This window comes from Azotobacter salinestris (assembly GCF_009363155.1).
Taxonomy (GTDB): domain Bacteria; phylum Pseudomonadota; class Gammaproteobacteria; order Pseudomonadales; family Pseudomonadaceae; genus Azotobacter; species Azotobacter salinestris.
In genome coordinates this window covers 3,719,261-3,739,965 of sequence record NZ_CP045302.1, presented here as the reverse complement: position 1 = coordinate 3,739,965, position 20,705 = coordinate 3,719,261, and the positions used below count along the sequence as shown (strand labels likewise).

Genomic DNA, 20,705 nt, shown 5'->3' with positions numbered 1-20,705 from the left:
GGATGTTCAGGATGCCCGCCGCGCGGGCCGGATCAGACCCGGCTGGCGCTTCGGGGCCGAGGCGGAGGCGGCCCGACCGAGCGAGCCGCCTCCGGACTCAATCGACGATCTCGGCCTCTGCCCAGCGCCAGCGGGCGAGCGCCAGGGCCTGGGTGCGGGTCATGCGGGGGCCGATCAGGAAGAACCGGTAACCGGATACCGAGACCATCCAGGCCCTGCGCCGGGGAGATTCTCCGGCCGGCTTCAGGAGCTCGACGATCAGGGCCTTGTGGGTCAACAGCTTGGCCATCAGCCGCGAGGGAGGAATGCTGTCGGCCTCCAGGCGGTCACCGTCCACCTTGAGGCTGATGCCTTCATCCCTGGCCCAGCGGATGATTTCGAATACATTCATGCATGGGCCATGGCTTGCGGGACGGCGAACCGGCGTGGCGGTTCGAGCGGAAGCCAGATAGCGCACGGGAGAGGAAGAGATCGACATGGATGGCGAGTGCCCTTTGCTGGATCTAGAACGAGAGTGCAGGCAGCCCGCTAGTGTAACCCCAGGCAGCCGTTCATGGCAGCGAGACGAGCCAGCGGACGGGTGCGGCAGAACATCGCCCGTCACCGGAACGTCAACCCTCCGTCATCGGTCTGACATGTCAGGCTCCGAGACTGACGCCATGACGACCATCCTGCATATCGCCCTGATCAGCGAAACCTTCCCCCCCGAGGTCAATGGCGTCGCCAATACCCTCGGCCGGCTGTGCGCCGGATTGCGCGCCCGCGGCCATCGCGTGGAAGTGGTACGCCCCCGACAGAGCGCCGACCGGGGCCGGCGCAGCGACGAGCAGCAGCTGCTGACCCGCGGCTGGCCATTGCCCGGCTATCCGGGACTGCAGTGGGGCCAGTCGGCCACCGGCAAGCTGCTGCACCGCTGGAAGCGCAAGCGCCCCGACGTGATCTACATCGCCACCGAAGGCCCGCTGGGCCTGTCCGCCCTGCGCTGCGCGCGGCGCCTGGGGATTCCGGCGGTCAGCGGCTTCCACACCAACTTCCAGCAGTACAGCGGACATTACGGCTTCGGCCTGCTGACCCGCCTGCTGATCCGCTACCTGCGCTGGTTCCACAACCACTCCCGGCTGACCCTGGTGCCCAGCGCCAGCCAGCGCATGGAGCTGACCCGGCGTGGCTTCGAGCGGCTGGAGCTGCTCTCCCGCGGCGTCGACAGCCAGCTGTTCCACCCGGCCCGGCGCTCCGCCAACCTGCGCGCAACCTGGGGAGCGGGCGACGACGACCTGGTCGTGCTGCATGTCGGCCGGCTGGCCGCGGAGAAGAATCTCGGCCTACTCGGCAGCAGCTTCCGCAGCCTGCAGGCGGCCCATCCGCAGCGCCGGCTGAAGCTGGTGGTGGTCGGCGACGGCCCGCTGCGCGCCAGCCTCCAGCAGCAATGGCCGGAGGCTCATTTCTGCGGCATGCAGCTGGGCGAGGCGCTGGCCACCCATTATGCCTCGGGCGACCTGTTCCTCTTCCCCAGCCTGTCGGAAACCTTCGGCAACGTGGTGCTGGAGGCGCTGGCCTCCGGGCTCGGCGTGGTCGCCTACGACCAGGCGGCAGCCGCCCAGCATATCCGCCACGGGCACAACGGCGCGCTGGCCGAGCCAGGCGACGAGCAGGGCTTCATCGAGGCGGCCGGTTGGCTGCTGGAAGACGAGGAGAACCTGCGCCGGGTACGCCTGAACGCTCGTCAGCACGCCAGCCACCAGGGCTGGGAGGCGATCGTCGGGCAGTTCGAGGATTACCTGCGCAGTACCCTGCAGGCGCCTCCCGAACTCGCCGCCAGCCGTCCCAGCATCGGCTGAAGCGGCCTCAGCCGTCGACGGCCCCGGCCGCACATTCGTGCAGATAGGCCAGCACGGCCCTCTGGTCGCCGGAAAAGACGATGCGCTCGGCCTTGCTCTCGCGCTGGTAGGCGTACATGGGGTCGTAGTACTCGCGCAGCAGCCCGACGATCCAGTCGCGGTGCCGCGCCACGCCGCGCCCGGCCTGCTGCTCGGCGAGCGCTTCCGCCATGATCGCGGAGAGCCGCTGGTAGCGCTCGCCACCGAGCCTTTTGACGATGTTCGCCAGGCTCTGGGTGAGGCGTGCGGCGAAGGCGGCGAAACCGGCTTCCGGTCCTTCGACGGCGACGAACTCGGCGCAGAGGTCGATCACGTAGTCGCGCAGGATGCGCTCGACGCGTCCCTCGAAGCTGTCCTCCAGCCAAACCAGCGGGTAGCGCTGCATGCCCTGGTGGAGCTCCAGCGGCAGCGAGCAGCTGCCGACCAGGCGGCTCTCGTCCTCCAGCACGAAGCGACCGATGCCGGCCGCGCGCTTTCTCAGGATGTCGATGGCCAGGCGGTTCTCGAAGTCGATCTGCGCCGGCTGCGGCGTGGCCCGCTTGCCGAAGCTGGAGCCGCGGTGATTGGCGTGGCCCTCGAGGTCCAGGCTGTTGCCCAGGGCGGCGATCACCTCGGTCTTGCCGGTGCCGGTGAGGCCGCCGACCAGGATGAACGCGCACTGCTCGGTGGCCTGGCGGGTGGTGTCGAGGAGGAAGTTGCGCATCGCCTTGTAGCCGCCGATCACCCGCGGGTAATCGATGCCGGCCTCGTCCCTGAGCCACTGCTGGACGATCTGCGAGCGCAGGCCGCCGCGGAAGCAGTACAGGTAACCTGCGGGATGGGCGCGGGCGAAGTCCGCCCAGGCCTGGATGCGCTCGGCCCTGGTCTTGCCGGATACCAGCCGGTGGCCGAGCTCGATGGCCGCCTGCTGGCCGTGCTGCTTGTAGCAGGTGCCGACCTTCTGCCGCTCGCTGTCGGTCATCAGCGGCAGGTTGAGCACGTTGGGAAAGGCGCCGCAGGCGAATTCCACCGGGGCGCGGGTGTCCATCATGGGGACGCCATCGAGGAACAGCTGACGGTAATCGGCGGTATCGGTGCGCATCAGAAGAGCACCTCGACCGCCAGACTCTGTCGCTCGACCAGTTCGCCGATCGGCTCCAGCGTCAGCCCCAACTCGGCGGCGGTGGCGAGGAATTCCGCCTCGCCCTCGGGGCTCACCGCGACCAGCAGGCCGCCGCTGGTCTGCGGATCGCAGAGGATCAGCTTGCAGAGCTCGGGCAAGGGTGCGATGCGCGCGCCGAAGCTGTCGAAGTTGCGCAGGGTGCCGCCGGGGGCGCAGCCCTGCTCCAGGTAGTACTCCAGGTCGGAGAGGCGCGGCACCGCGGCAAAGTCGATGCGCGCCGACAACCCACTGCCGTCGGCCATCTCGACCAGGTGACCGAGCAGGCCGAAGCCGGTGACGTCGGTCATCGCCCTGACCCCCGCCAGCTTGCCGAAGCGGCTGCCGGCCTTGTTCAGGGTGCACATCCAGTCACGCGCCAGGCCCACGTCCCGGGCACGCAGCTTGCTCTTCTTCTCGGCGGTGGTGAGGATACCGATGCCCAGCGGCTTGGTCAGGTACAGGCGGCAGCCGGCGGTGGCGGTGTCGTTGCGCTTGAGGAAGCGCTTTTCCACCATGCCGGTCACCGCCAGGCCGAAGATCGGCTCCGGGGTGTCGATGGAGTGCCCGCCGGCCAGCGGGATGCCCGCGGCATCGCAGACCGCGCGGCCGCCGGCGATCACCTCGCGGGCCACCTCCGGCGGCAGCGTGTTGATCGGCCAGCCGAGGATGGCGATGGCCAGCAGCGGATCGCCGCCCATGGCATAGATGTCGCTGATCGCGTTGGTCGCGGCGATGCGGCCGAAGTCGAAGGGATCGTCGACGATCGGCATGAAGAAGTCGGTGGTGGACACCACGCCACGGTCGTCGTCGATGGCGTACACGGCGGCGTCGTCGCGCGAGGCGTTGCCGACCCAGAGCCTGGGGTCGAGGTTCTGTGCGCCGCTGCCGGCGAGGATCACTTCCAGCACCTTGGGGGCAATCTTGCAGCCACAGCCGGCGCCATGGCTGTACTGGGTCAGACGAATGGGCTCGCTCACGGGGCGTCCTCGGAGGGGGGAACTGAACAGGCGGCGAATTGTACCAAAAGCGCACCTTGGCGCCGCGCCACGCCCGGCGTATGGTTCAAGAACAAGCGGGACGGGGGACTCCATGGGCAAACGGGTGGCTTTGGTACTGGGTGCGGGCGGCGCACGGGGCTATGCCCACATCGGGGTGATCGAGGAACTGGAAACCCGCGGCTACGAGATCGGCTGCATCGCCGGCTGCTCCATGGGCGCGGTGATCGGCGGCATCCACGCCGCCGGCAAGCTGGCCGAGTATCGCCAATGGATCGAGAGCCTGGACTACCTCGGCCTGCTGCGCCTGCTCGACGTCACCTTCAGCATGGGGGTGATCCGCGGCGACAAGGTCTTCGCGCGCATCCGCGAGATCGTCGGCGAGGTGAACATCGAGGACCTGCCGATCCCCTTCACCGCGGTGGCCACCGACCTCACCACCCACCAGGAGGTGTGGTTCCAGGAAGGCTGCCTGCACCAGGCGATGCGTGCCTCGGCGGCGATCCCCAGCCTGTTCACCCCGGTGACCAAGGGCCAGCACATGCTGGTCGACGGCGGTCTGCTCAATCCGCTGCCGATCGTCCCGGTGGTGTCCAGCCACTGCGACCTGATCGTCGCGGTCAACCTCGGCGCCCCCAACCACAAGCAGTACCGGCTGCCGGCGAGCGAGCGGCCGATGGCGCTCAAGGGACGGGTCGACGCCGTGCTCGACTCGCTCGGCTCGCGCCTGCCGTTTCGTCGGCGCGAGGAAGACGGCGCGCCGCTGCCGGTACCCATCCTGCGCGACGAACCGGGCGAGCAGCCGGTCGCGGAAGAGGAAAGCCCGCCGAAGTCGGCCAGCGGCTCCAAGGTGGTCGACTCCCTCGCCCCGGCGACGCTGCTCGATCTGGTCAACCAGAGCTTCGAGGTCATGCAGAACGCGCTGACCCAGTACAAGATCGCCGGCTATCCGCCGGACATCCTGGTCAACGTGCCCAAGCAGGCCTGCCGCTTCTTCGAGTTCCACAGGGCTCCGGAGATGATCCGGCTCGGCCGGGAGATCGCCCGCGACAGCCTGGACGCCTACGAGCGCGAGCACTAGCGGCCTGTCCGGCCCACCGACCGCCTCCGGCGCCTGCCAGGCCTTGCGGCACGGGCCGCTAGGAGGTCCGCTCCTCCCTGGCCTCCCGCTGCGGCGCCGGGCTCGCCGGCAGCTCCTTCACGGGCTTGGGTCCGCTCACCCAGTCGCTGAGCAGGCTGTAGGCCACTGCCAGCAGCGTCGGGCCGAGGAACAGGCCCATGAAGCCGAAGGCATAGATCCCGCCGAACACGCCGAGCAGCACCACCACCAGCGGCAGGTCGCCGCCGCGGCTGATCAGGTAGGGCTTGAGCACGTTGTCCACGCCGCTGATCACGAAGGTGCCCCAGATGCCGAGGAAGATCCCGTAGCCGTAGTCGCCCTGCCAGAACAGCCAGGCGGTGGCCGGTATCCAGACCAGCGGCGGGCCCATGGGAATCAGGCTGAGGGCGAAGGTGAGAATGCCGAGCAGCAGCGCCCCCGGCACGCCGGCGATCCAGAGGCCGATCAGCGCCAGGCAGCCCTGGGCCGCGGCGGTGCCGATCACGCCGTTGACCACCCGCTGCACGGTGGCGGCGACCAGTTCCAGATAATGTTCGGCGCGCTCGCCGATCAGCCGCTCCAGCAGGCTCTGCACGAAGCGCTCGAGGCGCGGCCCGTCGCGATAGAAGAAGAACACCAGCACCAGGCTCAGCACCAGCTCCAGCATGCCGCCGGCGATCCTCGCACTGCGTGCCAGCAGCCAGTTGCCGACCTGCCCCAGGTAGGGCTTGAGGGTGGTGAACATGGCCATCCGCTGCTGGTCGAGGGCACGCCACATGTCGGCCAGCTCGTCGCCGGCCAGCGGCAGATCGACCAGCCACTGCGGTGGAGGCGGCAAGCCCTCGAGGCGAAACGTGTTGATCAGCACGGTGAGCTCGCGGATGTAGTCGGCCAGGTTGAAGCCGAACAGCAGCAGCGGCACGGCCACCAGGATCATCCAGCCGGCAGTCAGCAGGCCTGCGGCCACGGCGGCCCGGCCGTTCAGCCGGGCGGTCAGCAGGCGCATCAAGGGCCAGCTGGCGAACGCCAGCACGGCGGCCCAGAAGAGCGCCGAGGCGAACGGCAACAGCACCCACAGGCTGGCGCCGAGCAGTGCCAGCAGCAGCAGCAGGACCAGCAGACGATCGTTACTGGACATTCGCACTCACAACTCCATCGCAAAGGCCGCCAGGGACCGACAGTATCGGCAGTATGACGCCGGCAGATGGCAGCAAAGGCACCGAACACCGGCCAGGAAGCTGCCCGCCCGACTCACTGCAGGCGACTCAGGCGCAGCCCGTCGACGGAGGCCTCGTCCAGCTCCAGACGCGCGGCCCGCACGCCCCGCTCGATCAGCGCGGCGCGCCAGGCGGACGCCTGTGTCCCGGCCAGGGCGACCCGCAGGGTGCTGTCGAGCATCAGGCTGCGGGCCAGCACGTCGACCCAGGCCTCGTCCGGCTCGCCGCTCAGCGCCGGCAGCAGCAGCTGGCCGTCGGTGCGCAGTTGGCGCAGCAGGGTGGCCGGGGTCGGCAGCAGCTCGCCGAGCGCGGCGGCGGCATCGAGCCGCTCGACGTGCAGGTAGTCCCGACGGTTGCCGCGGGTGATGGCGTACAGCGCCAGCAGGCTGTCCCGGTTTGGGGCGGCCAGGCGCAGCAGCGCATAGGCCTGGCGCTCGTCCGGGCCGTACAGGCGGGCGTTGCCGAATACCGTATTGGCCCACAGGCTGCTGGAGCCGCAGTCGCGCCCGTCGCACCAGTAGAGCAGCTCGGCCCCCTGCCCGAGCAGGGACTCGCGAGCCTGGGCGAAGGCCTCCGCGGCAAGGTGCCCGACCGGCAGCCGGTAGGTCGTCGCCGACAGCCGGCCCTCGGCCAGGACTTCGCGCTCGTAGCGCAGGCGTCCGCTGATTCGCCGGATGCCGCCCAGGGGATAGCGGCGCTCCGCATCGCCCTGGAAAGCCTCGACGATCTCGGCGTTGGCAGAGTGTGGCAGTACCTCGAGGTCGTGACTGTCCGGCAGGTCGGCAGCTAGCAGGGAGCTGCCGACCAGGGCCAGGCAGCAGAAGGTGGTCAAGCGCATCCGGCTCCTTGAAGACTCGACTCGAACGGAACGGAGGGAGGCATGGCAGAACGGCGCGCATGGCTGCCGCCATGCCGTCTCCGGGTTGTGGCCACTCTCCCGAGCTGTCCCCGGCAAGTCAAGGCATATGGAACAAGGCTTTGAAACAGTCTGCTACCGACTGGGCGCCGGCCTCGTCGTCCAGATGCAGATGATGCCCGCCGGGCAGCTCGTGCACCTCGAAGGATAGCTGCTTCAGCAGCGCCGCCAGTGCTGGCCGGCCGGCCAGCAGCCCCTCGCGGGCCAGCACCAGACTCACCGGACAGCGCACGGCGCGGAAGAACGCCTCGGCCTGGGCCGGGTCCAGACGCAGCGCATGGGGCAGGCGCAGGCGGCTATCGGCGCGCCAGGTGTAGCCGCCGGGCACCGGCATCAGGCCACGCTCGGCGAGCCGCTCGGCAGCCTCGCGGCTCAGCGCGGCCATCCCGTGCAGGCGGGCCTGCACCGCCCGCTCGATGCTCTCGTAGACCGGCTTGCGCTTGCCGGCCAACGCCAGGTGCCCGCGCAGGGCATCGCCGAGCTGCAGCGGAGCCTGTGCGGCCTCGCGGGTGATCGGCATGCCGCCGTCGATCAGCGCCAGCCGCTCGATCCGCTCCGGCAGCGCACCGGCCAGCAGCACGGCGACGATGGCACCCATGGAGTGGCCGAGCAGGGAAAAGCGCTGCCAGCCGAACTGCTCGGCGACCTGCAGCACGTCGCAGGCATGCTCCCAGTGGCTGTAGCCCAGGCCGGCCGGTCGGTGGGCGGAATGCCCGTGGCCGGCGAAGTCCAGGGCGACGATGCGCAGTCCCGCCAGGTGCGGCGCCAGGCGGGAGAAGCTCATGGCATTGTCCAGCCAGCCATGCAGGGCCAGCACCGGCAGGCCGTCCTCCGGCCCGTAGAGGTGGGCGGCCAGCTCGATATGGGGCAGATTGAGGCGAACCTCTTCGCAGTGCAGGCTCATGGACGGTCCTCGGCGGCCAGGATGCAGGAGCCGCAGCATAGCGGATGCCGGCCCCGCGCCGGCGGCCCTAGACTGAAGCGAATGCGCGGAGGAAAAGCCATGTCCCACGACGCCATTTCCCCGGAACTGACCGCCCGGCACCTGCAGGCGCTGCACGAGGAGGGCTTCGCGCTGCTGCCCGGCGTGCTGGATGCCGGGCAGATCGCCACGCTGCGTGCGGCCATCGACCGCCTGGAGCCCGAGCACTGGGACTACACCGGGCTGGTCGACCACTACAAGTGTGTGTTCAACCGCTCGCCCCTGTGGCTGCCCTACCTCGACCTGCCGGAGGTGATCGAACTGGCCGAGGCCGCGCTCGGCGCCGACTGCCACCTGATCGGCCAGACCGCCTGGCGCTGCCATCCCGGCTTCATCGGCGCCGACCTGCACCTCGACTACCTGGTCATGGAGCTGCCGCCGGCCCTGCTCGCCGATCCGGCCTTCCACCTGCCCATGCAGATCTGCACGGCGCATCTCTACCTCGACGAGATCGACGAGGACCTCTGTCCGACCCTGGTCATTCCCGGCAGCCACCGCGCCGGCCGCCCGCCCCGCCCGGACGAAAGCCAGTGGCAGGGCCGGGTGCCCGAGCCGGTGCTGTGCCGGGCCGGCGACGTGCTGTTCTTTCGCAGCGAGCTCTGGCATGCCGGCAGCCGCAACCGCACGGCCGAGCGGACGCGCTACCTGCTACAGGTGCACTACGGCAGGCGGATGGTGGCGCAGAAGTTCTCGCCCTATCTGCACTGGCGCTTCAACCCGGCAGTGCTGGCCGCCTGCACGGCGCGCCAGCGGCGCCTGCTGGGCGACCACGAACCGGCGGAATACGACTGAGGACGCCGCCACCGCTCTTTTACTCACAAAGACTGTGGGCGCAACTGTGGATAACATCGGGATACCTGGCTGGCAGCCGCGCAGGGCCTGGCCTGCAGGCGACTCGTACAGTTTTTGTCCAACCGCCTCGCCACGACCTGGCCTTCCCGCCCGTCCACAGGCGACTGGCCGCCGGGCGTCTTTGCCGACGCGCAAGCTGCGTTTCTCAACAAATGGCGGGGAAAAGGCTGTGGATAAACTCGGGATGGACGGGCCAGATGCCGGGACGGCGCGGGCTGCAGCGTGCTGAGCAAAAAATCGCCAATCCGCCCCGGGGGACGCTTCGCTACAGCTTGCGCCGTCGGCCGGTGATCATCGACAGGGGCAGGTTCTCGTGCAGGCGGACGCTTTCCAGCAGGGCCGCCGCCACGTGCAGGCAGACCAGCACGAGCAGGCCGTTGGCCAGCGATTCGTGCACCGCCTCGACCGCATCCGAGCCCCAGAAGTAGTCGACTTCCTGCATCAGGAAGCCGCTCACGCCGAGGCCGAAGATGCAGGCCATCATCAGGATCATCACCAGCGCGCCCAGCGGCGCATGGCCGAGCCGGTGGTACGGGCGCCCGCTCCTCAAGGCCTGCAGGTGCCCGGCCAGGCGCGCTCGGGTCGGCCAGAAGTCCGCCCAGCGCGCCGCCGGCGAGCCGACGAAGCCCCACAGCACCCGGACGGGAATCCAGGCCAGCGCGTAGTAGCCCAGCCAGACGTGCCAGAACTCGCCCTCTTCGGTGAAGAAGTAGTTGGCGACGAACACGCCGGCCAGCGACCAGTGGAACAGGCGCACCAGCGGATCCCAGAGGCGCAGGGTTTCGGCGCTCACGGCTCAGTCCTCGATCTCTTCCTTGACCGCCCTGCCGCTCACCGGATCGAAGTAGATCTCGACCTTGCGCTTGTCCTTGTCGTGACCATAGATCTCGTAGCAGTTGCCGTCGGTGACCTTGAACTTGCTGATCTCGTAGCCCTGGGCCTTGAGCTGCTCCTGAAATTTCTCCTGATCCTGCCACTGGGCCTTGTCGGCCTCGGTGCACTGGGGGCCGGCGAAAGCCAGCGGACTGGCCAGGGCAAGGCTCAGCAGAACGATTTTGCGCATGGTTACAACCTCGTGTGTGGGGGGGATACCGGCACGACTCTGCGCCTGCCGGCTTAACGCAGCCTTAACGATAGCCGATCGCCTTGGCCATCGCGGCCAGTGCCGATCCACCGCTCGGCGACAGCACAGGAGAAGGCCATGCACATCATCGTTCGACCGATCGCCAGTTCCCGGGAGCGCTGGGCAGTGCGACCGGGCAGGTTCGCGGTGTCGTTTCGCAACGAGCGCGAGGCACGCCGGTTCGCCAGCCGCCAGGAGAACCGCCTGAAGGCACTGCCCTCCTGGCCGCGGAGCGAGCACTGAACGACAGACTCAACTCCGCCGGGTATCCAGCTGACCGCTGTACCAGGCGAGTCCCGCCGCGGCCAGCGCGCACAGGACGATGACCTGGGCCATGGGCAGGGCGCTGCCGTCGTGCAGCGCGCCGACCAGGGCCGAGGCCAGCGCCGCCACGCAGAACTGCAGGCTGCCCAGCAGTGCCGAGGCACTGCCCGCCTGACTGCCCTGCGTCGCCAGGGCACAGGCCGCGGCATTGGGCATGATCGCCCCGAGGCTGGCGATGCAGACGAACAGCGGCGGCAGCAGCGGCCACAGGGTCGCCGGCCGGGCCAGCGCCACCAGCAGCAGGATCAGCGCACTCAGGACATGCAGCCAGACCATCCGGCGCAGCCAGAAGCCCGGACCGCGCCAGCGCAGCGCCCGGGCGTTGAGCTGGGAGACCAGGATGAAGCCTGCCGCATTGCTGCCGAACAGCCAGCCGTAGTGCTCTTCCGGCACCCCGTAGAGCTCGATGAAGAGGAATGGCGAGCCGGCGATGTAGGCGAACATCCCGGCCATGGCCACTCCGCCGGCCAGGCTGAAGGTCAGGAATTCCCGGTCGCGCAGCAGCCTGAAGTAGTGCCGGAAGCCCTCGGCGAAGGAGGGGCGCGGCGCGTCGGCGGCCAGGGTTTCCGGCAACTGCAGGGCTACCGCCACGCCGGTCAGCGCGCCGAACAGGGTCAGGCAGAGGAAGATCGACTGCCAGCCGAAGGCCTGCAGCAGCAGGCCGCCGGCCAGGGGAGCGAGGATCGGCGCCAGCCCCATTACCAGCATCAGGCGGGAGAACACCTTCGCCGTGGTCAGCGGATCGCACAGATCGCGCACTACGGCCCGAGCCACCACTATGCCGGCAGAACCGCCGAGCGCCTGGGCGAAGCGCGCCACGATCAGTTGCTCGAGGCTGCCGGCCAGGGCACAGGCCAGCGATGCCAGACTGAACAGCGCGACGCCGAAGAGCAGCGGCAGGCGCCGGCCGAGACGGTCGGCCAGCGGACCATAGGCCAACTGACCAATGGTCATACCAATGAAGTAGGCCGCCAGGGACAGCTGCACCTGCTCCACGTCGGTGCCGAAGGCGACGGCCAGGGCCGGAAAACTGGGCAGGTAGAAATCGATGGCCAGCGGACCGAAGGCCGTGAGGGCACCGAGCATCAGCAGCAGGGGCAGAGTCAAGCGGGCAAACTCCTTGCGCGGCAAAGGCTGCCACGGAATGCCTGGAGGAGAACGGGAGACGGACGGTGCAGCGGCATCCACCGGCTGCTGACGGCGATGCTGTTATATACAGACGCGCTTGTAAACAGGATGTAAACGGGCGCTCCAGGCAAATAAACGGAGGTAAACTCAATGTCTCGACAACCTGTGGCCGCAGCCCCGAACGGACTCTCTCGACCATGCGCAGGGCCACTGGCCAAACCAATAACCAGATCTCATCACCGCCGACCATTCAGAACACGATATGCGCCGAACCAAGGCTGATGCCGAAAAGACTCGCGAAAACATCCTCGCCACCGCCGAGCAGTTGTTTCTGCGCAACGGCGTGGCCCATACCAGTCTGGAGCAGGTCGCCCGTGCCAGCGGCGTAACCCGTGGCGCGGTCTACTGGCATTTCCAGAACAAGAGCCATCTGCTCAACGAGATACTCGATCAGATCCGCCCGCGGCCGGAGCAAATCGCCGAGCGGCTGAGCACCCCGACGGAGACCTACCCCCTGCAGAACCTGCGCGATCTCCTCGTGGAGATCCTGGCCGACCTGGCCGTCAACGAGCAGGAGCGCAACATCCTGACGATCCTGCTGATGCGTTGCGAATTCACCGACGAATTGAGCGATGCACAGGAGCGCCATACCGCGTTCATCAACCACTTCATCGCCCTCAGCGAGGCGCAGTTCGAGCGCGAGCGGGAGCGCCTGCGCCCCGGCATCAGCCCGCGCCTGGCGGCACGCCTGCTGCACGCCACCCTGGTCGGCATGCTCAGCGACCGCTTGCGCGATCCCAAGCTGTTCGATGCCCAGACCGAGGCGCCGGCGATGATCGACGCGCTGTTCAGCGGCCTGCTCCGCGACTGGCAGATCGTCGAGCAGCGCGCGTCCGCCTGACGGGCGTGCACTTCGTGCCCGGACGCGGCGAGCGCCCGCTCAGGCCGGCGCCACCTCGTAGCCCTCCTCGCGGATCGCCGCCATCACCTGCTCGGCAGGCAACTGGCTGACCACCTTCACCTCGCCGCAGGGCAGATCCACCTGCACCTCGGCCGCGGCGTCCAGCGCCTGCACCGCCTGGGTGACGGCGCGCACGCAGTGGCCGCAGCTCATGCCCTTCACTTGAAACTTCTGCATCGTGACGCTCCTCTGGAGAATGGGAGGCCACAGTGTCAAGCTTGCCCCCTGGGCAAGGTCAAGCCCCGGAGCCGGGGACAGGGCCGCCGGACCGGCAGCAAGCAGGGGAAAAGTACCGATGAACATCGGCCAAGCAGCGAAGCGCAGCGGCCTGTCCGCCAAGATGATCCGCCATTACGAGGCCATCGGCCTGATCGCTCCGGCCGGACGCGGCGACAACGGTTATCGCCGCTACAGCGAGGCCGATCTGCAGCGTCTCGTCTTCATCAGGCGCTCGCGGGATCTGGGCTTCTCGCTGGTCGAGGTCGGCCGGCTGCTCGGCCTCTGGGAGAACCGGCAGCGCACCAGCGCCGAGGTGAAGGCCCTGGCTTGTGCGCACATCGAGACGCTGGAACGGAAGATCGACGAACTCGCCAGCCTGCGCGACACGCTTCAGGAACTGGTGGAGCACTGCCGGGGCGACGAGCGCCCGGACTGCCCGATCCTCAGGGAGCTGGAATCGGGCGGCTGCTGCAAGGGCCAGAGCCTGTCCTGACGACAGGCCCTGCGAAGGGAAGCTCCGGCCAGCGGCCGGAGCGGCATTCACATCTGCGACTGCAGGTAGTTCTGCAGGCCGATGCGGTCGATCAGGCCGAGCTGCTGCTCCAGCCAGTAGGCATGGTCTTCCTCGGTATCGTTGAGCTGCGCCTGGAGAATGTTGCGGGTGACGTAGTCGCCGAGCTGCTCGCAGAGCGCGATGCCCTTGGCCAGCGCATCGCGCACGTGGTATTCGAGCGCCAGGTCGTTGCGCAGCATTTCCGGCACGGTCTGCCCCGGATTGATCGGTTCGGGGCTCATGTCCGGCGTGCCCTGCAGGAACAGGATGCGCTGCAGCAGCGCATCGGCATGCTGGGCCTCTTCGTGCATCTCGTGGTCCAGACGCTCGTGGAGCTTGCTCAGCCCCCAGTCGGCGTACATCCGCGAGTGCAGCATGTACTGGTCGCGCGCAGCCAGTTCGCCGCGCAGCAGTTCCTTCAAATAGTCGACGACTTGCGCCTGCCCCTGCATTTAAACCCCCGGTTCACTGAAAGAAAGCGCGCAAGGATCGGCCCTGAGCGCTTCATGGTCAAGACTGGCCGCTTACCGACCTCCTGTCAGGAAGCATAGCCGGCCTAATCTGGGAAACCCCCATGATTCTGCAGGTCAAAAGTTTCAGCGACAAGCCGGGAGAACGCCATGACCAGACTCGAGCACTACAGCGTCCAGTACTGCATCAACGGCCGGGCCGACGCCCTGACCATGGAAGGCTATAGCGAACCGACCCTGGACCAGGCGCGCCTGCAGATCCTGCTCAAGCACATCCCGGACCTCGAGATCGTCGAGGACGCGCCCTGGGAGCGGCCCACCCAGCCCAGCCTGGAAAGCCGCACCGAAGAACTCGGCGTCAGCGACATCCGGATCAAGCGCGCTTGAGCCCGGTCATGGAGGCTCGCCATCATAGGCCGGCCCCTTGCTACGGAATCCCGCCATGCCCCTGCCGCTGGTCTACCACGACGAGTACAGCCCGTCCTTCCCGGATGGCCACCGCTTTCCCATGGAGAAGTTCCGCCTGCTGCACGATCACCTGGTCGACAGCGGCCTGACCACCGACGGCGCACTGCGCCGCCCCGAGCCCTGCCCGGCGGACATCCTCGCCCTGGCCCACGCTCCGGCCTACATCGAGCGCTACTGCAGCGGCGAGCTGAGCCGCGAGGAACTGCGCCGCCTGGGCCTGCCCTGGACCCCGGCGCTGGCCCGGCGCACCGTGCTGGCGGTGGGCGGCTCGCTGCTGGCCGCGGAGCTGGCCCTGGAGCACGGGCTCGCCTGCCACCTGGCCGGCGGCACCCACCACGCCCACTACGACCACCCTTCCGGCTTCTGCATTTTCAACGATTTGGCGGTGATCGCCCGCTACCTGCTGGCGAGCGGACGGGCCGGCCGCGTGCTGATCTTCGACTGCGATGTGCACCAGGGCGACGGCACCGCGCGCATCCTCGAAGACACCCCGGACGCGATCACCGTGTCGCTGCACTGCGAGCAGAACTTCCCGGCGCGCAAGGCCAAAAGCGACTGGGACATCGGCCTGCCGCGCGGCATGGGCGATGCCGACTACCTGAAGGTGGTCGACGACGCGCTGAACTACCTGCTGCCGCTGTACCAGCCGGACATGGTGCTCTACGACGCCGGGGTCGACGTGCACAAGGACGACGCCCTGGGCTATCTGCAACTCACCGACGCCGGCCTCGCCGCCCGTGACAGCGCCGTGCTGCGCCATTGCCTGGAACGCGAGATCCCGGTGCTCGGCGTGATCGGCGGCGGCTACGACCGGGACCGCGCCGCCCTGGCGCGGCGCCACGGCATTCTCCACCACAGCGCGGCGCGCCTCTGGCGGGAGCAGGGCCTCAGCTGAACCGGCGCCGCCGGCGGAGTAGAATGCGCGCCCCCTCCCCTGCCCCGGAGCCAGCATGCCCGACATTCTTTCCACTCCTGCGGTCGCCATCATCGGTGGCGGACCGGCCGGCCTGATGGCCGCCGAAGTGCTGAGTCAGGCGGGACTCACGGTCGAGCTGTACGAACGCATGCCCTCGGTCGGGCGCAAGTTCCTGCTCGCCGGGGTCGGCGGGATGAACATCACCCACTCGGAGGCGCGCGAGCCTTTCCTGTCCCGCTACGGCGCACGGCGCGAGAACGTCGGCCGGCTGCTGGAGGACTTCGACGCCGAGGCATTGCGCCAGTGGGTGCACGATCTGGGCATCGACACCTTCGTCGGCAGCTCCGGGCGGGTGTTCCCCGCCGACATGAAGGCTGCGCCACTGCTGCGCGCCTGGCTCCGGCGCCTGCGCGAGGCCGGCGTGCACATCCACACCCGCCACCAGTGGCTCGGCTGGGACGCCGGCGGCGCCCTGCGCCTGGCCACCCCGACAGGCGAGCAGAGCATCCGCCCCGCGGCCTGCCTGCTCGCCCTGGGCGGCGGCAGCTGGGCGCGGCTCGGCTCGGACGGCGCCTGGGTGCCGCTGCTGGCGGCGCGCGGGGTACCGGTCGCGCCGCTGCGCCCGTCCAACTGCGGCTTCGACGTGGCTGGCTGGAGTGCACGCCTGCGCGAACGCTTCGCCGGCGCGCCGCTGAAGAACGTCGCCCTGGCCCTGGACGGACAGCCGGCGCGTCACGGCGAATTCGTGCTGACCGCCAGCGGCGTCGAGGGCAGCCTCATCTATGCGCTGTCGGCGGCGGTCCGCGAGCGGATCGAGCATGCAGGCAGCGCCACCGTCTTCGTCGACCTGCTGCCACGGCACGCACCGGCCAGGGTATTCGCCGCCCTGAGCAAGCCGCGCGGCTCGCGCTCCATGGCCAGGCACCTGCAAGGCCAGCTGGGTCTCGACGGGGTCAAGGCCGCCCTGCTGCGCGAGCTGGCGCCAGCCGAGGCCTTCGCCGAGCCGGAACGGCTGGCCACGCTGATCAAGGCACTGCCCCTCGAGCTGGTGCGCCCGCGCCCGCTCGACGAGGCGATCAGCAGCGCCGGCGGCGTGCCCTTCGAGGTACTGGACGAAAACCTGATGCTGCGCGCGGCGCCGGGCACCTTCTGCGCCGGCGAGATGCTCGACTGGGAGGCACCCACCGGCGGCTACCTGCTGACCGCCTGCTTCGCCAGCGGCCGCGCCGCGGCCCATGGGCTGCTGCGCTGGCTGGAAACTCGCTATTAATCCGGCAATAAAATAGGGCATAATCAGCATTTTCCCGATGACCCGTGACGCCCGAAGCCTCAGCCCCCTGGAACAGCGCGAAAAACGCGCCATCGCCCTTCGCATGCGCGAGCAGGGGTATACCTACCGAGCCATCGGCGAAGCCGTTGGCGTTCATCTGCGCACCGTGGCGCACTGGGTTGAGGTGGCGCAGCGCCAGGGCAAGGCGGCTGCCATCGAGGGTGGCCAGCGCGGGTCACTGCCAGGAGAGCGCCGCAGCCTCAGCCCGGAGCAGGAGGCGCTGATTCGCACGTTGCTGCTCGATACCATGCCAGACCAGCTGAAGCTCGCTTTCGCGCTCTGGACTCGGGAGGCGGTACAGGCCCTGATCGCCCTGCACTGTGGTTTTCAGATGCCGATCCGGACGGTCGGCGAATACCTCAAGCGTTGGGGCTATACCCCGCAGCGGCCGTTGAAGCGCGCCTATCAGCAGCAGCCCGAGGCGATACAGCGCTGGTTGAAGACCGAGTACCCGAAGATCGAACAGCGTGCCAAGGCCGAGAGCGGCGAGATTCACTGGGGCGATGAAACCGGCTTGCGCAGCGATAGCCACGCGGGGCGCAGCTACGCCCCGACAGGGCGAACGCCGGTACGCGAGGTCAGTGGAAGCCGCTTTGCCACGAACATGATTTCGACGGTGACCAACCGGGGCAAGCTGCGCTTCATGCTGTACCGGGAAACCATGACGGCGACTGTGTTGATCCGCTTCCTGGGGCGGCTGATCCGGGACACCCAAGGGCGCAAGGTGTTCCTGATCCTGGACAACCTGCGCGTGCATCACTGCAAGACAGTGAAAGCCTGGCTGGGCGAGCGACGAGAGCGGATCGAGGTGTTCTTTCTGCCTGCGTACGCCCCGGAGCTCAACCCGGACGAGTACCTCAATGGCGACCTCAAGCAGCAGGTGCGCAGCGGGCCGAGCGCGAGAAGCCGGGAGGCTCTGGAAGGACGTGTTCGTTCGGTCATGCGCCGCCTGCAATCAAAGCCCGAGCGAATTCGCTCGTACTTCAGGCACCCCAAAATAGCCTATGCGGCATGATTTGGGGTATTGGATTGCCGGATTAATAATGTAGTGATCGTGACCGCATTATGGATTTTTCTATACGAAGGCCTAAATCCTCAGTTACCCTCTGCGCAGGTGATGAACACGTTACCACTGGATCATCCGGTGGTCTGCTCAAATATATGCTCGGAGTACCGCAGAGACCGTCTGACACTCTCGCTCAAACGACACGTCATACTTTTCCGTCACTGTCTTCCTCAATCAACTTAGAAATCGCCCACCACGCTCTCGGATGGCACCTTTGGTGCGTCAAGATCAGTAAGATTTCGCCCCTTTAAAGCATAAAGCTTCAGGTGGCCGTAACCGAAAAGGCCACCTGAAGCTTGATACTTTAAATCCCTTTCACCTCAGGGAGTAAAATTTTACCAACCACCCTTCAATATCTATACAACGAAACTGCAGCGGCTTGCAGGCGTTCTAGTATCCATGTTTTTCCCTCGATTTATATGGTCATCAATTTCCGCAGCGCAGCCGAGCATGCGTGGATAAAGGAAAATCGTGAACGCTGCAGTCTCAAGCTCTTGTTCATTGATTTCGCCACGCGCCATGGGCTGCCATACCATTTTCAGCAGAAGAGCAGCGATAACGGCATCTACATTCACACAGTACACATCACGAGTTACCCCGGCCTCGTACAGAGCCTGCACCAACTCTCGATAGAAGTCGTGGAATATATTGATTTCTCCCCGACTTTCAAAGAGGTCCGCCATGAATACTTCTCGAGGATCGTAATTGACCGGCTTGCCCTTGAACACCGGATGATTCACACCTGGCACTCTGGCAACTTCTATTCCGACACTTTTGCACTTGATTTTATAGGAGGCATACCGCTTCACTGCCTGAGCTGCCAGTGCCTTCACATTGACCTGGGATTCTTTAGCCCCGGGATCGGTCAGCCCGCTCTCTCGGAATTGATCGACCAGGAAGGCGATGCCTTCGTAACCATTACCTCCATGGGTATAGCCGCAATGAGAGAGAAAGCCGATCAGTGCCTTGTTCAGCTGCACACGCTGGGGAATCTCTGGGCCGTCAGCCGACACTGCACCTTTTGCACCCTGCGCAGAAATTGAACCGGGGCCATTAGTAAGCAATAACCCAGTCAGCGTCTGAAATGCAAAGAGATCCGCAGGACTCGGAACACGGTTCAAAAGCGCCAGGTAAGCGATCTCGATAAGTGAACGGTCTCTAAGCAAGGATCTGTTGCTAACACCGCAGAATTCGTGCTCCTGATGTTGTGACGCGTCAGCGCTTGCTCCGATAAGTACCCCAAATAACTGGATCCACCAAGGCAGATTTTCGACCGTTATTCTAGAGATGCGTTTGCGCATCAACGCCCCCCACGCCAATGAGGTAGTAATCGCTGCCAGCACTGCGTCATAAGAAGGATGCCCTAGACCTTTCAACCATTGAATTGCAACAGGCATCACTCCGCGCTCTTCAAGCCCGACCATCAATTCTTCGGCGCGACGATCCAACTGCTCTGTCAGTAGTTCCTTAACGCGAGCCTGGTCGATACCAAGGATCTCGAAATTCCTATCGAACGGATCAGTGAGGCAGGCATCCGCCAGGCAGTCAATCAGGAGTGAAACAGCAGATCGGGCACGTTCTTGCCTGCGTGGCCCAATAATTCCCAACGCTGCTGCCAATACGGCATTAGGGGCATTCCCTGCATCTCGGCTTGCTTGCGCAGCAGCCAATTCCGGAGTTCCATAAAGATTTACAAAAGATGCAACAGCAGCATTGATCAATTGCTGCTCCCGTGCGCCTCCACTTTCACGTATCAGCGCAAGGCAAACATTGCTCTCCAAAGGCTGCTGGGCAGCTTGAAGCATAGAAACGCCGTACAAGCTGCTCACTTGGCTCAGTGGATCCATGTGAGATGCGCCTGACGCGTCCTTGAGAGTTTGGCGGGGGAACACGATACCGATTTGTTTGTTAAGTTGTGTTATTTGCTCATTGTAGGGTGATACGGCCTCGACGACAGGCACCATGAGTTCAGGATGAAGACTTATACCCTGATCAGATCCAAACCACGCTTTAAGCGCCAGACTCCCCTCGGGCTCGAAATCTGGTCGGACTCCATTGGCCTTCATTACTGCCGTAAGTGCCGCGGGAATATGAGCAATGTTGGTTACTAGCGCTCCCTTGGAGGAAAAGTGTGGATCGTCAGGAGTGAACACACCGTCCACACCAAAACGCTCCATGAACCAGCGCTCTTTAGCGATCGCATCATCGCTTCCACCCGCCATAGCCCCAGCATGTCCAACTGCGCGAGTCAGCTTGCTTTTCCACCGGCCCACCACGCAGGCCACCACCGGCTTGGTGAAATCGGCATCAAACTCGTAGTAACCCCCTGGCTCGCAATACAGGACGGCAGCTTTACTGCGCTCGTCGTTGCCCAAGGCATATGCGAACTCCGGTGCGGCATACTGGATGTAGACATCCTTGCCACTGGATATCACCGTGGAGGTTCCCCAGCCCGCCATGCGTAGATACTGGGTGATGGTGGTGGAAAATCCTCCGGAGTTCGAGAAAATGGCGATGGAGCCAGGTCGGAGTGCGTCAGCCGGATTGTCGCCGCCCAATGCCCCCCCGATGCGGACCTGGCTCCAGGAGTCAGCCACACCCAAGCAATTTGCGCCAAAGATGTCGACGCCATGTTGCTGCCCCATGGCGCGAATTTCACGGGCGTCGTGTGCTGATATTTTTTCGGTGATGATGAAGATCTTGCGGAGATCCGGATTCACCCTTATCAGTTCAGCAACGCCATCCCGCGCCGCCAAAGGCGGCAGATAAACTACCCCACAATTGAAATGATGGCCCGCTTCCAGGCCCTCGAGGACACTGTTATAAACGGGAATGTCGCCTCTCGGCGTGGACAATACCTGTCCAGCCTTGCCTGGCGCCGTACCGAATACGACGTTACCGCCCGAGTACGTATGGCTGATCGGTGTGACGACGCTCGACTCCCCTCCCAAGATATTCAACACACATACTCTATCTTCCCGCGTGGCGATCTCGCTGAGAGATGAAATACCGACGTGATACTTGAAGCTGCCGACAGAAGGTTTTTTACGATTATTCATGAAATCGTC

The 20,705-nt window shown here is 66.2% G+C and carries 22 protein-coding genes; 10 read left to right on the top strand and 12 right to left on the bottom strand.

The features are described from left to right. Nucleotides 1-97: 97 nt before the first annotated feature. Complete coding sequence (locus tag GCU53_RS17515; RefSeq protein WP_152388731.1) at nucleotides 98-391, bottom strand: hypothetical protein; 294 nt, start codon at nucleotides 389-391, stop codon at nucleotides 98-100. A 268-nt stretch (nucleotides 392-659) separates the two neighbouring features. On the opposite strand from GCU53_RS17515, the gene GCU53_RS17510 reads away from it, so the two are divergent. Beyond that, nucleotides 660-1,838: a glycosyltransferase family 4 protein gene (locus GCU53_RS17510; protein ID WP_152388730.1), complete on the top strand. Its 1,179-nt coding sequence runs from the start codon at nucleotides 660-662 to the stop codon at nucleotides 1,836-1,838. A gap of 7 nt (nucleotides 1,839-1,845) precedes the next feature. Here the strand turns inward: GCU53_RS17510 and mnmH are convergent, their stop codons facing one another. Next, on the bottom strand, nucleotides 1,846-2,958 hold the full coding sequence (gene mnmH, locus GCU53_RS17505; protein ID WP_152388729.1) for a tRNA 2-selenouridine(34) synthase MnmH: 1,113 nt from the start codon (nucleotides 2,956-2,958) through the stop codon (nucleotides 1,846-1,848). Next, complete coding sequence (selD, locus tag GCU53_RS17500; protein ID WP_152388728.1) at nucleotides 2,958-3,995, bottom strand: selenide, water dikinase SelD; 1,038 nt, start codon at nucleotides 3,993-3,995, stop codon at nucleotides 2,958-2,960. The genes mnmH and selD overlap by 1 nt, the downstream gene beginning before the upstream one ends. 112 nt (nucleotides 3,996-4,107) lie before the next feature. Between selD and GCU53_RS17495 the strand changes: the two genes are divergently transcribed. Next, nucleotides 4,108-5,094, top strand: a complete 987-nt coding sequence (locus GCU53_RS17495; protein WP_152388727.1) for a patatin-like phospholipase family protein — start codon at nucleotides 4,108-4,110, stop codon at nucleotides 5,092-5,094. 58 nt (nucleotides 5,095-5,152) lie between these two features. Here the strand turns inward: GCU53_RS17495 and GCU53_RS17490 are convergent, their stop codons facing one another. The 3 genes from GCU53_RS17490 to GCU53_RS17480 all read right to left on the bottom strand — a co-directional run bounded on the left by GCU53_RS17490 (nucleotide 5,153) and on the right by GCU53_RS17480 (nucleotide 8,149). Continuing rightward, nucleotides 5,153-6,250, bottom strand: a complete 1,098-nt coding sequence (locus GCU53_RS17490; RefSeq protein WP_152388726.1) for an AI-2E family transporter — start codon at nucleotides 6,248-6,250, stop codon at nucleotides 5,153-5,155. A gap of 113 nt (nucleotides 6,251-6,363) precedes the next feature. Next, the gene (locus tag GCU53_RS17485) at nucleotides 6,364-7,167 is read right to left on the bottom strand and encodes a DUF4892 domain-containing protein (protein ID WP_152388725.1); all 804 of its coding nucleotides are present in this window, start codon (nucleotides 7,165-7,167) and stop codon (nucleotides 6,364-6,366) included. A gap of 118 nt (nucleotides 7,168-7,285) precedes the next feature. Next, entirely contained in the window at nucleotides 7,286-8,149 is an 864-nt protein-coding gene (locus GCU53_RS17480; protein ID WP_208845301.1) for an alpha/beta hydrolase, read from the bottom strand. Nucleotides 8,150-8,248: 99 nt separating this feature from the next. Between GCU53_RS17480 and GCU53_RS17475 the strand changes: the two genes are divergently transcribed. Continuing rightward, nucleotides 8,249-9,019, top strand: a complete 771-nt coding sequence (locus GCU53_RS17475; RefSeq protein WP_152388723.1) for a phytanoyl-CoA dioxygenase family protein — start codon at nucleotides 8,249-8,251, stop codon at nucleotides 9,017-9,019. A gap of 325 nt (nucleotides 9,020-9,344) precedes the next feature. Here the strand turns inward: GCU53_RS17475 and GCU53_RS17470 are convergent, their stop codons facing one another. Together GCU53_RS17470 and GCU53_RS17465 are read right to left on the bottom strand one after the other, a co-directional pair. Further along, nucleotides 9,345-9,872: a cytochrome b/b6 domain-containing protein gene (locus tag GCU53_RS17470; RefSeq protein ID WP_152388722.1), complete on the bottom strand. Its 528-nt coding sequence runs from the start codon at nucleotides 9,870-9,872 to the stop codon at nucleotides 9,345-9,347. Nucleotides 9,873-9,875: 3 nt separating this feature from the next. Further along, nucleotides 9,876-10,142 (bottom strand): PepSY domain-containing protein, encoded by a 267-nt coding sequence (locus tag GCU53_RS17465; protein WP_152388721.1) that lies wholly within the window; start codon nucleotides 10,140-10,142, stop codon nucleotides 9,876-9,878. 138 nt (nucleotides 10,143-10,280) lie between these two features. On the opposite strand from GCU53_RS17465, the gene GCU53_RS25555 reads away from it, so the two are divergent. Next, nucleotides 10,281-10,445, top strand: coding sequence for a hypothetical protein (locus GCU53_RS25555; RefSeq protein ID WP_167520084.1), 165 nt, complete (start codon nucleotides 10,281-10,283; stop codon nucleotides 10,443-10,445). A 9-nt stretch (nucleotides 10,446-10,454) separates the two neighbouring features. On the opposite strand, the gene GCU53_RS17460 is transcribed toward GCU53_RS25555, so the two are convergent. Then, nucleotides 10,455-11,633: a multidrug effflux MFS transporter gene (locus GCU53_RS17460; protein WP_152388720.1), complete on the bottom strand. Its 1,179-nt coding sequence runs from the start codon at nucleotides 11,631-11,633 to the stop codon at nucleotides 10,455-10,457. Between the two features lie 283 nt (nucleotides 11,634-11,916). On the opposite strand from GCU53_RS17460, the gene GCU53_RS17455 reads away from it, so the two are divergent. Continuing rightward, nucleotides 11,917-12,555 carry a TetR family transcriptional regulator gene (locus tag GCU53_RS17455; protein WP_152388719.1) on the top strand — a complete coding sequence of 213 codons (639 nt, stop codon included), beginning with the start codon at nucleotides 11,917-11,919 and terminating at the stop codon, nucleotides 12,553-12,555. Between the two features lie 39 nt (nucleotides 12,556-12,594). Here GCU53_RS17455 and GCU53_RS17450 read toward each other — a convergent pair whose 3' ends face one another. Continuing rightward, nucleotides 12,595-12,792: a heavy-metal-associated domain-containing protein gene (locus tag GCU53_RS17450; RefSeq protein WP_152388718.1), complete on the bottom strand. Its 198-nt coding sequence runs from the start codon at nucleotides 12,790-12,792 to the stop codon at nucleotides 12,595-12,597. Between the two features lie 118 nt (nucleotides 12,793-12,910). On the opposite strand from GCU53_RS17450, the gene cueR reads away from it, so the two are divergent. Beyond that, the gene (gene cueR / locus GCU53_RS17445; RefSeq protein ID WP_152388717.1) at nucleotides 12,911-13,327 is read left to right on the top strand and encodes a Cu(I)-responsive transcriptional regulator; all 417 of its coding nucleotides are present in this window, start codon (nucleotides 12,911-12,913) and stop codon (nucleotides 13,325-13,327) included. Nucleotides 13,328-13,374: 47 nt separating this feature from the next. On the opposite strand, the gene bfr is transcribed toward cueR, so the two are convergent. After that, on the bottom strand, nucleotides 13,375-13,839 hold the full coding sequence (gene bfr / locus GCU53_RS17440) for a bacterioferritin (protein ID WP_152388716.1): 465 nt from the start codon (nucleotides 13,837-13,839) through the stop codon (nucleotides 13,375-13,377). 168 nt (nucleotides 13,840-14,007) lie between these two features. Between bfr and GCU53_RS17435 the strand changes: the two genes are divergently transcribed. The 4 genes from GCU53_RS17435 to GCU53_RS17420 are packed head-to-tail and all read left to right on the top strand — an operon-like array spanning nucleotide 14,008 to nucleotide 17,586. Continuing rightward, nucleotides 14,008-14,244 carry a hypothetical protein gene (locus tag GCU53_RS17435; RefSeq protein ID WP_152388715.1) on the top strand — a complete coding sequence of 79 codons (237 nt, stop codon included), beginning with the start codon at nucleotides 14,008-14,010 and terminating at the stop codon, nucleotides 14,242-14,244. A gap of 55 nt (nucleotides 14,245-14,299) precedes the next feature. Continuing rightward, nucleotides 14,300-15,220, top strand: coding sequence for a histone deacetylase family protein (locus GCU53_RS17430; protein ID WP_152388714.1), 921 nt, complete (start codon nucleotides 14,300-14,302; stop codon nucleotides 15,218-15,220). 55 nt (nucleotides 15,221-15,275) lie between these two features. Continuing rightward, nucleotides 15,276-16,511 carry a TIGR03862 family flavoprotein gene (locus GCU53_RS17425; protein WP_152388713.1) on the top strand — a complete coding sequence of 412 codons (1,236 nt, stop codon included), beginning with the start codon at nucleotides 15,276-15,278 and terminating at the stop codon, nucleotides 16,509-16,511. Nucleotides 16,512-16,548: 37 nt separating this feature from the next. Continuing rightward, nucleotides 16,549-17,586 (top strand): IS630 family transposase, encoded by a 1,038-nt coding sequence (locus tag GCU53_RS17420; protein WP_152386499.1) that lies wholly within the window; start codon nucleotides 16,549-16,551, stop codon nucleotides 17,584-17,586. 407 nt (nucleotides 17,587-17,993) lie between these two features. On the opposite strand, the gene GCU53_RS17415 is transcribed toward GCU53_RS17420, so the two are convergent. Further along, nucleotides 17,994-20,696 carry a CoA-binding protein gene (locus GCU53_RS17415; RefSeq protein WP_152388712.1) on the bottom strand — a complete coding sequence of 901 codons (2,703 nt, stop codon included), beginning with the start codon at nucleotides 20,694-20,696 and terminating at the stop codon, nucleotides 17,994-17,996. Nucleotides 20,697-20,705: the final 9 nt, after the last annotated feature.

Excerpts from the sequence above, each read along its gene's own strand:
- GCU53_RS17515 (WP_152388731.1), bottom strand. The coding sequence starts at position 391 with ATGAATGTATTCGAAATCATCCGCTGGGCCAGGGATGAAGGCATCAGC.
- GCU53_RS17510 (WP_152388730.1), top strand. The coding sequence starts at position 660 with ATGACGACCATCCTGCATATCGCCCTGATCAGCGAAACCTTCCCCCCC.
- mnmH (WP_152388729.1), bottom strand. The coding sequence starts at position 2,958 with ATGCGCACCGATACCGCCGATTACCGTCAGCTGTTCCTCGATGGCGTC.
- GCU53_RS17495 (WP_152388727.1), top strand. The coding sequence starts at position 4,108 with ATGGGCAAACGGGTGGCTTTGGTACTGGGTGCGGGCGGCGCACGGGGC.
- GCU53_RS17490 (WP_152388726.1), bottom strand. The coding sequence starts at position 6,250 with ATGTCCAGTAACGATCGTCTGCTGGTCCTGCTGCTGCTGCTGGCACTG.
- GCU53_RS17485 (WP_152388725.1), bottom strand. The coding sequence starts at position 7,167 with ATGCGCTTGACCACCTTCTGCTGCCTGGCCCTGGTCGGCAGCTCCCTG.
- GCU53_RS17480 (WP_208845301.1), bottom strand. The coding sequence starts at position 8,149 with ATGAGCCTGCACTGCGAAGAGGTTCGCCTCAATCTGCCCCATATCGAG.
- GCU53_RS17475 (WP_152388723.1), top strand. The coding sequence starts at position 8,249 with ATGTCCCACGACGCCATTTCCCCGGAACTGACCGCCCGGCACCTGCAG.
- GCU53_RS17465 (WP_152388721.1), bottom strand. The coding sequence starts at position 10,142 with ATGCGCAAAATCGTTCTGCTGAGCCTTGCCCTGGCCAGTCCGCTGGCT.
- GCU53_RS25555 (WP_167520084.1), top strand. The coding sequence starts at position 10,281 with ATGCACATCATCGTTCGACCGATCGCCAGTTCCCGGGAGCGCTGGGCA.
- GCU53_RS17455 (WP_152388719.1), top strand. The coding sequence starts at position 11,917 with ATGCGCCGAACCAAGGCTGATGCCGAAAAGACTCGCGAAAACATCCTC.
- GCU53_RS17450 (WP_152388718.1), bottom strand. The coding sequence starts at position 12,792 with ATGCAGAAGTTTCAAGTGAAGGGCATGAGCTGCGGCCACTGCGTGCGC.
- cueR (WP_152388717.1), top strand. The coding sequence starts at position 12,911 with ATGAACATCGGCCAAGCAGCGAAGCGCAGCGGCCTGTCCGCCAAGATG.
- bfr (WP_152388716.1), bottom strand. The coding sequence starts at position 13,839 with ATGCAGGGGCAGGCGCAAGTCGTCGACTATTTGAAGGAACTGCTGCGC.
- GCU53_RS17435 (WP_152388715.1), top strand. The coding sequence starts at position 14,008 with ATGACCAGACTCGAGCACTACAGCGTCCAGTACTGCATCAACGGCCGG.
- GCU53_RS17430 (WP_152388714.1), top strand. The coding sequence starts at position 14,300 with ATGCCCCTGCCGCTGGTCTACCACGACGAGTACAGCCCGTCCTTCCCG.
- GCU53_RS17425 (WP_152388713.1), top strand. The coding sequence starts at position 15,276 with ATGCCCGACATTCTTTCCACTCCTGCGGTCGCCATCATCGGTGGCGGA.
- GCU53_RS17420 (WP_152386499.1), top strand. The coding sequence starts at position 16,549 with ATGACCCGTGACGCCCGAAGCCTCAGCCCCCTGGAACAGCGCGAAAAA.
- GCU53_RS17415 (WP_152388712.1), bottom strand. The coding sequence starts at position 20,696 with ATGAATAATCGTAAAAAACCTTCTGTCGGCAGCTTCAAGTATCACGTC.